This is a genomic window from Pseudonocardia alaniniphila, assembly GCF_022524485.1.
GTDB classification, from domain to species: domain Bacteria; phylum Actinomycetota; class Actinomycetes; order Mycobacteriales; family Pseudonocardiaceae; genus Pseudonocardia; species Pseudonocardia alaniniphila.
This window is the reverse complement of record NZ_JAKXMK010000059.1, coordinates 25631-31822: the sequence shown is the minus strand read 5'-3', so window position 1 is coordinate 31822 and position 6192 is coordinate 25631. Positions and strand designations below refer to the sequence as shown.

Here is a 6192-nt window from a genome sequence, read left to right as displayed (position 1 = left end):
CAGTGAGCCCTGTTGACCGGGGCCGCTAGGGCCTTCGTTCTGTCCGGTGTCTCGCTGACGAAGAGAAAGTTACGCGACGACTTCGGGCAACGTCAAATCGGCCCCCCATTTGGGCCTTGACCTGCGCAAACGAGTGGCGAGACGTCACTCATCGTGGCGATCTTGGTCCTCACGCTCGACGAGCGGTCGGTCGTTTTTTCCCATTGTCGGCGCCTTCTCGACACCCTCGCCGCGCCCTTGACCTGCAGAAATGAGGTTCTCCGAGGCGGGCCGGCGAACGTCCGACCCGCCCGAGCCACTTCTAAACGCATCTTCCGTGTGACTCGGGTCATAATCGTTTTGGTCGCTTTGCGCGACGAGTGGCGGTCCGTCCGTCGCCAGGCGGCGCAGCATGGCGTTGTAAGCCGTCAGTTCTGCATCTCCGTCGGCATCTGCCCGACGATCATCGCGTCTGGCCGACCGTTCGTCCTGACGCGACCACTGAATCAGCAGCGCGATCACCACGAGGAGCAGCGGCACTTCTCCAGCTGCCCACGCCATTCCACCGCCCAAGTGCTGATCCAGCAACGGATCGGGCACCCAGGGCAGGGCGAGGCCGCGGTAGTACTCCCCGCCCAGAAGCGTGTTCGCGCTCATCACGGCCAGGCCGAAGAAGGCGTGGAAGGGCACCGACGCGAAGACGAGGCCCATGCGAGCGGCGGGCGGAAGCCGGCGCGGCGCAGGGTCGACGCCCACGATCGGCCAGAAGAACAGCGCCCCGACCAGGAGGAAGTGCAGGTTCATCAGCTTGTGCGCCCAGTGCTCGGGCAACGCGGCGGGGAACAGCCCCGAGAAGTACAAGGCGTAGTAGCTCCCCACGAACAGCACCAGGGCCACCACAGGGTGTGTCAGCACGCGCGCGACCGGTGAGTGCACCGCCGCGAGCAACCATTCCCGTGGGCCGGGCGGCCTTCCCCGCCCGGCGGGTGGCAGCGCCCGCAGTGCGAGCGTGACCGGCGCACCCAGGACCAGCAGGATCGGGACGAGCATCCCGAGGATCATGTGCTGGCCCATGTGGACGCTGAACATCGCGGGCGCGTACCGGCCGATCCCCGAGCTCGTGCCGAGCAGGAGTGCCGCACATCCCGCCATCCAGCCGATCGTGCGGCCGACGGCCCAGGTGTCGCCCCGGCTGCGCAGCCTGCGCACGGCGAGCAGGTAGATCAGGGCCATGACGATCGCGGCGGTGCCGAAGACCATGTCGAACCGCCAGTCGAACAACAGCCGTAGGGCGGTCGGCGGCCCGGCGAGGTCGTACCCGATCACCGCGTCGAGGCGGGACGGCACGACACCGGTGTCCGGCGGCGCGCTGCGTCCGAGCGCCACCGCGAGACCCATCGTCGCGAGCATCAGCAGCACCTCGACGCCGCCGAGGCGCAGGAGAGCGCGCGTATCCCCTCGGGAGGCCGCTCCGACCGACGACCGCCGATGTGCCGCTCCGAGCACGCCGAGCACGACCAGCGCCGCCGCCTTCGCGAACACGAGCGCCCCGTACTCCGAACCGATCAACGCGGGGAGGGGGATCCGCACGAGCGCGTTCACCACACCCGTGACGGCGAGCGCCAGCCAGCATATGAGCGCCACGCGGGAGAACCGGGGCACGGCTGTGGCCAGGGCGGCGTTGCGGTCGGGGCCACGCATCGTGGCGACCCCGATCACCGCGACGAGCCCGCCCACCCACAACGAGGCGGCCAGGACGTGCAGCATCAGGCTGTCACTGGCGATGTCGTGCGCGCCGCCGCCTGCGGAGTGGCCGGTCAGCGCCACCGGGAGCGGGCCGAACAGGGCCAGTCCGAACAGTACGACGGTCCAACCCCACGTCAGGACGGTTCGGCAGCCTACGAGCACGAGCATCGCGACGATCGCGGTCAGCAGCCACGCCGAGGCGTCGGGCAGCCGGGGCACCAGATCGGCCAGCAGCCCGGGATCGAGCACCTCCCCCACCGGGCGCCCGAGCACATCGGCCACGCTCAGCGGCACCATCAGGAGAGCGCCGGCCGTCCAGCCTGCGGCGCTCCACGAGCCCGCGCGCAGTGCGCGGTACCCCCCGACGTCCAGGAAGCCACCCCGCTGAGGCGCAACGAGGAACGCCGCGAGCAGCAGCGCCCCGATCGTCAGGACCATGCACACCTCGGTGGCCGCCCGCACAGCGGGCAGCGCCAGGTTCGTCAGCACGCCCGGGTCGGGCAGGCCCAGGGACGCGGCTGGGCGCGCATTGGTCAGGGCGGTCAGGCCTGCGGCCACCACGACGGCAACAGCGGCGCCCAACCCCACGAGGGCGGGCACTCCGGACAGCGGTCCGGTCCGTGGTGGCGTAGCGGCGGGCTCGACTGTCGCGTGCGCCATGGGGTCAGGTTATGCCCGTTATCAGCCGCTGCGCCCGAGCGGTCGGGAGGTCGAGGCGGCCCCTGCCACACTTCGTCCGTGACGGACGGGGCGGAGCCCGGGGACGACGACATCGCCGAGCGGGTGCTCCGGGCAGCCGGCAGCCCGGACGGGAGCGGGCCCGTGCGCTGGGCTGCGGCGCCACTCCTGACGGCCGGACTGGTGCTCGACCTCTGCTGCGGTATGGGTCCGTTGGCCGACGAACTGCCCGCCGGCCGTTGGCTGGGTGTCGATCCGCTGGCGAGGAACCCGCTCAGGAAGCCGGTCCTCCGTGCGTCGCCGTGGTCGCTCCCGCTGCGTGCCGGCGCGGTGGACGGGATCGCGCTGGTGCTCGCCCTCCCCGGTCTGCCGGATCTGGACGCGCTGTTCGCCGAGATCCGCCGTGTGCTCCGGCCCGGCGGGACGCTGGCGGTGGTCGTGCCGTCCGCCGTGAGCCGCTCGGCTGCGGAGCTGCGGCTCGCCCCGCTGCTCTCCCCCGTGCACCGCTCCGGATGGCTGCACCGCTCCGCGCTCGACCAGGCGGGCTGGCTGCTCGCGGCGGCCGACTTCGCCGTGCTCAGCGACGACCGGGTTCCGTTCGCCCTTCCGCTTCCCGACGCCGCCGCAGCGCATGCCCTCGTGGCGGACCTCCCCCGGGCCGGCGTGTGGCCACCGGACCTGCCGGAGGCGGTCCGGGTGCGCGTGGCCGCCGGCCTGGCGCGCCGGGCGGGAGCCGGCCGCACGCTCCCGATCCCCCTGCGGCGGCTCGTCGCGCGTCGATGACGGGTGTGTGGCGCGTCAGGTCTCGTCCTGCTGGGCTGCGCCCACCACCACCGGGACGTCGTCGGGTTCCGGGACCCCTTGGACGAGGTCGGCGACGACGCAGGTGATGTTGTCCGGTCCACCGCCCTCGTTGGCGAGGGCGATCAGCTGGGCCACAACGTCCTCGGGTTCCGCGATGCCGGCCAGGACCTCGCGGATGTGCGCATCGTCGAGCACCGCTGTGACCCCGTCCGAGCAGACCAGGTAGCGGTCGCCGACCCGGCCCTCGAGCGGGAAGAGGTCCGGCTCGGCCGGCGTGCCCTCCTGCAGGGTGCGGATCAGCCAGGACCGCCGGGGGTGCGTCGCCGCCTCTTCCGGGGAGATGCGCCCCTCGTCGAGGAGGCTCTGGACAAGGGTGTGGTCGCGGGTGAGCCGGTGCAGTTCGCCGTCGCGTAGCAGGTAGGCCCGTGAGTCGCCGATGTGCGCCACGCCGATGCGTGCGCCGTCGACGAGGAATGCGACGACCGTGGTGCCGGTGCCGCGGAGTTCGGGGTTCTGCTCGCTCAGTTCGGTGAGCCGGGCGGCGGCGTCGGCGATGGCCTCGCCGAGCACGGCCAGGAGGTCGACGTCGCCGAGATCCACATCGTGCAACCGGGCGTCGAGGTCGAGGAGCGCGGCGACGGCGACCGCGCTCGCCACCTCACCGTGGGCGTGGCCGCCCATGCCGTCCGCCACGGCGAGCAACCTGGAGCTGGTGGCCGCCGAGTCCTGGTTCATCGACCTCCGGCGCCCGACGTCGGAGCCTGCGGCGGAGCGCAGCGTCGGTGACATGGCGCTCACCCTCTCACGGCGGGCTGGAGCTGATCGTCCAGCGGCGCGCCCGTGTGCGCCGGATAACCGGAAGTGCACGTGGCGGACCGTCCACGATCGACGAGCGACCCAAGAATATGCCCCTGGGCGGGCGTCGGCGCTCAGGAGCCGCCGGAGGAGCTCGCCGCCGCCGTCGACGCGGCGACGGCCACCGCGACGCTCGTCTGCACTGCCTGCACGGCCTTGCGCACGGCCGGTCCGGCCCAGTCGCCGTGCGCCACCTGTTCCGCGCGAGCCCGCAGCTCCCGGCGGGGCCCGCCGACCACCTTGTGCTCGGCCTTCACCGCGTGGAGCAGCGAGATCAGCAGGGCGACGTGCTGGTCGGCGGCCGCGCCGTCGCACAGCACCTCGGCAACCCGCTTCCGCAGCGTCGTGACCGGCCCGGTGTCGACCGCGGGCCACCGCGTGGCCGGGAGGAACCCCAGCAGCCGCGTGCGTTCGCGGCGCATCAGCCCACGCTCGACCAACCGCTCGAGCACGGGCTCGCGAGTCTTGCGTGCCAGCAGCTCCACCGCCTTCTGGGCCCGCACCGGCTGCCGGTCGCCGAGCTTGGTCAGTGCGGCGTCGAGGAGTGGGTCGCGGGTGGGAGAGAAGTCGGTGACGGACAGCCGGGCGCGGGCGCCCTGCCCGTCCGCGGCAAGCCGATCCTGGATGGACAGGTCGAGCAGAAGAGCGCCACCGATCGCGCGATCCAGCGAGGTGCTGTCGACGAGGGCCCTGCCGGACTCGAGGTCGAAGAGCAGGAGAACGAGGTCCTCGGTGATGCGCGCCATCAGTGGCTCCTTCCGTCAGGCGGATCTTCGGGCGGCGACCCGACGCACGAACTCCAGCACACGAGCGGAGATCTCGTCGGCGAATTCACCCGTCGACGCATGGCTCACCCGGCTTCCAGCCGAGATCGACCCGCTCAGGCAGGCCCTCACCGAGAATCTCGACGGCGTGGGACGCGTGCCCAGCAGCTGTGGTCGGCATGATCGTCGCCCACATCGTGGGGTTGCCACCCTGCGCCGGCGGCTGCACGACCAGCGTCACGGGTACCGGCCCGAATCGGTGCACGTGCATACGCGCGAATGCTGTGAAAATCACTACGACATCGGTGTGCGGGCGGCCGGTTCGCGTGGGCGGCCCGGAACCTCGCCTCAGCGAATCCCCACGACCCGAACGCCGGCTGATCATCTCGTCCACCGGTGGCCGACGGCATCAGGATGCACCGGTCAGGCGCGGGCTCATCGGCGGTTCGGCGACGTGAACGGGCACAGGGCACGACCTGGGAGGGGACGCCTCCGCATCGTGATCTGTTCGCCAACCTGTGACGCACCGGCCCGGAGCGCCCCGCTAGGCTCGTGGCAGCGGTTCGTGCCGGACCGCACCGGCCCTCGTAGCTCAGCTGGATAGAGCAAGAGCCTTCTAATCTCTAGGTCGCAGGTTCGAGTCCTGCCGGGGGCACCAACTCCATTGGTCCGCTGAGGCCGGCAGCGTCGAGCCGGTTCGCCGGACCTGCCGCCCGCGAGGTCCAGCTCGGGGGAGAATCCACGCGATTCGACGACAAGACCTGTCAGGTTTAGGTGTCACGTTGTCGGTGTGTACGAAACCGAACCGGAGCTCCGGGACCTGCAAACCCTCATCGACACCTCGCGCGGACGCGCGACAGCGCACCTGCAGTCGATCATCACCGGCGAGCGAAGCCTGACCGCCGAGCAGCTGGTGCGCGTGCTCACCGGCATGTGCGTCCTCGTGCTCTCCACCGTCACCGCGCAGGGCGAGCCGCGCGTCAGTGCCGTCGACGGGCACTTCCTGCACGGCCGCTGGGTGTTCGGCACCAGCCCGGGAGCGGCGAAGGCGCGGCATCTGCGGGTGCGGCCCGCCGCAAGCGTCGCGCATCTGCGCGGGGAGGAGCTCGGCGTCTTCGTTCACGGCGTCGTCGAGAGACTCAACCCGGTGGACGGCCCCGGCCACCCCGACTGGCCGGCGACCCTCGAGTACCTGCACGCGTTCTACGGCGACGGGGCGTTCGACTGGTCCGACGTCGTCTACTACCAGCTCCGGCCGACGTGGATGACCGTCTACGCCGCCGACCCGGACCGGCTCCTCTCCGGGGCGGCGCCGGCGTCCTAGCACGGCGCAGAGCCGGGCACGCGCGGCACCGACCGGGAGCCT

The 6192-nt window shown here is 71.7% G+C and carries 6 protein-coding genes and 1 tRNA gene; 3 read left to right on the top strand and 4 right to left on the bottom strand.

Features of this window, described 5'->3' with window-relative positions:
* Positions 1 to 144 precede the first annotated feature (144 nt).
* Entirely contained in the window at positions 145 to 2385 is a 2241-nt protein-coding gene (locus MMF94_RS41495) for a bifunctional copper resistance protein CopD/cytochrome c oxidase assembly protein (protein ID WP_241043000.1), read from the bottom strand.
* Positions 2386 to 2463: 78 nt separating this feature from the next.
* Here MMF94_RS41495 and MMF94_RS41490 point away from each other — a divergent pair, with 78 nt between their 5' ends.
* Positions 2464 to 3186, top strand: a complete 723-nt coding sequence (locus MMF94_RS41490) for a class I SAM-dependent methyltransferase (protein ID WP_241042999.1) — start codon at positions 2464 to 2466, stop codon at positions 3184 to 3186.
* 15 nt (positions 3187 to 3201) lie between these two features.
* On the opposite strand, the gene MMF94_RS41485 is transcribed toward MMF94_RS41490, so the two are convergent.
* From MMF94_RS41485 to MMF94_RS41475, 3 genes are all read right to left on the bottom strand, one after another.
* The gene (locus MMF94_RS41485) at positions 3202 to 3996 is read right to left on the bottom strand and encodes a PP2C family protein-serine/threonine phosphatase (protein WP_241042998.1); all 795 of its coding nucleotides are present in this window, start codon (positions 3994 to 3996) and stop codon (positions 3202 to 3204) included.
* A 140-nt stretch (positions 3997 to 4136) separates the two neighbouring features.
* On the bottom strand, positions 4137 to 4808 hold the full coding sequence (locus MMF94_RS41480; protein WP_241042997.1) for a GOLPH3/VPS74 family protein: 672 nt from the start codon (positions 4806 to 4808) through the stop codon (positions 4137 to 4139).
* 85 nt (positions 4809 to 4893) lie between these two features.
* Complete coding sequence (locus tag MMF94_RS41475) at positions 4894 to 5097, bottom strand: hypothetical protein (protein WP_241042996.1); 204 nt, start codon at positions 5095 to 5097, stop codon at positions 4894 to 4896.
* A gap of 310 nt (positions 5098 to 5407) precedes the next feature.
* Between MMF94_RS41475 and MMF94_RS41470 the strand changes: the two genes are divergently transcribed.
* Together MMF94_RS41470 and MMF94_RS41465 are read left to right on the top strand one after the other, a co-directional pair.
* A tRNA-Arg gene (locus tag MMF94_RS41470) sits at positions 5408 to 5484 on the top strand.
* A gap of 132 nt (positions 5485 to 5616) precedes the next feature.
* The gene (locus tag MMF94_RS41465) at positions 5617 to 6150 is read left to right on the top strand and encodes a pyridoxamine 5'-phosphate oxidase family protein (RefSeq protein ID WP_241042995.1); all 534 of its coding nucleotides are present in this window, start codon (positions 5617 to 5619) and stop codon (positions 6148 to 6150) included.
* The last annotated feature ends 42 nt before the right edge of the window (positions 6151 to 6192 follow it).

What these genes read in the sequence shown, in the direction of transcription:
- MMF94_RS41495 (WP_241043000.1), bottom strand. Translation starts at nt 2,385, where the DNA reads ATGGCGCACGCGACAGTCGAGCCCGCCGCTACGCCACCACGGACCGGA.
- MMF94_RS41485 (WP_241042998.1), bottom strand. Translation starts at nt 3,996, where the DNA reads ATGTCACCGACGCTGCGCTCCGCCGCAGGCTCCGACGTCGGGCGCCGG.
- MMF94_RS41480 (WP_241042997.1), bottom strand. Translation starts at nt 4,808, where the DNA reads ATGGCGCGCATCACCGAGGACCTCGTTCTCCTGCTCTTCGACCTCGAG.
- MMF94_RS41475 (WP_241042996.1), bottom strand. Translation starts at nt 5,097, where the DNA reads ATGCACGTGCACCGATTCGGGCCGGTACCCGTGACGCTGGTCGTGCAG.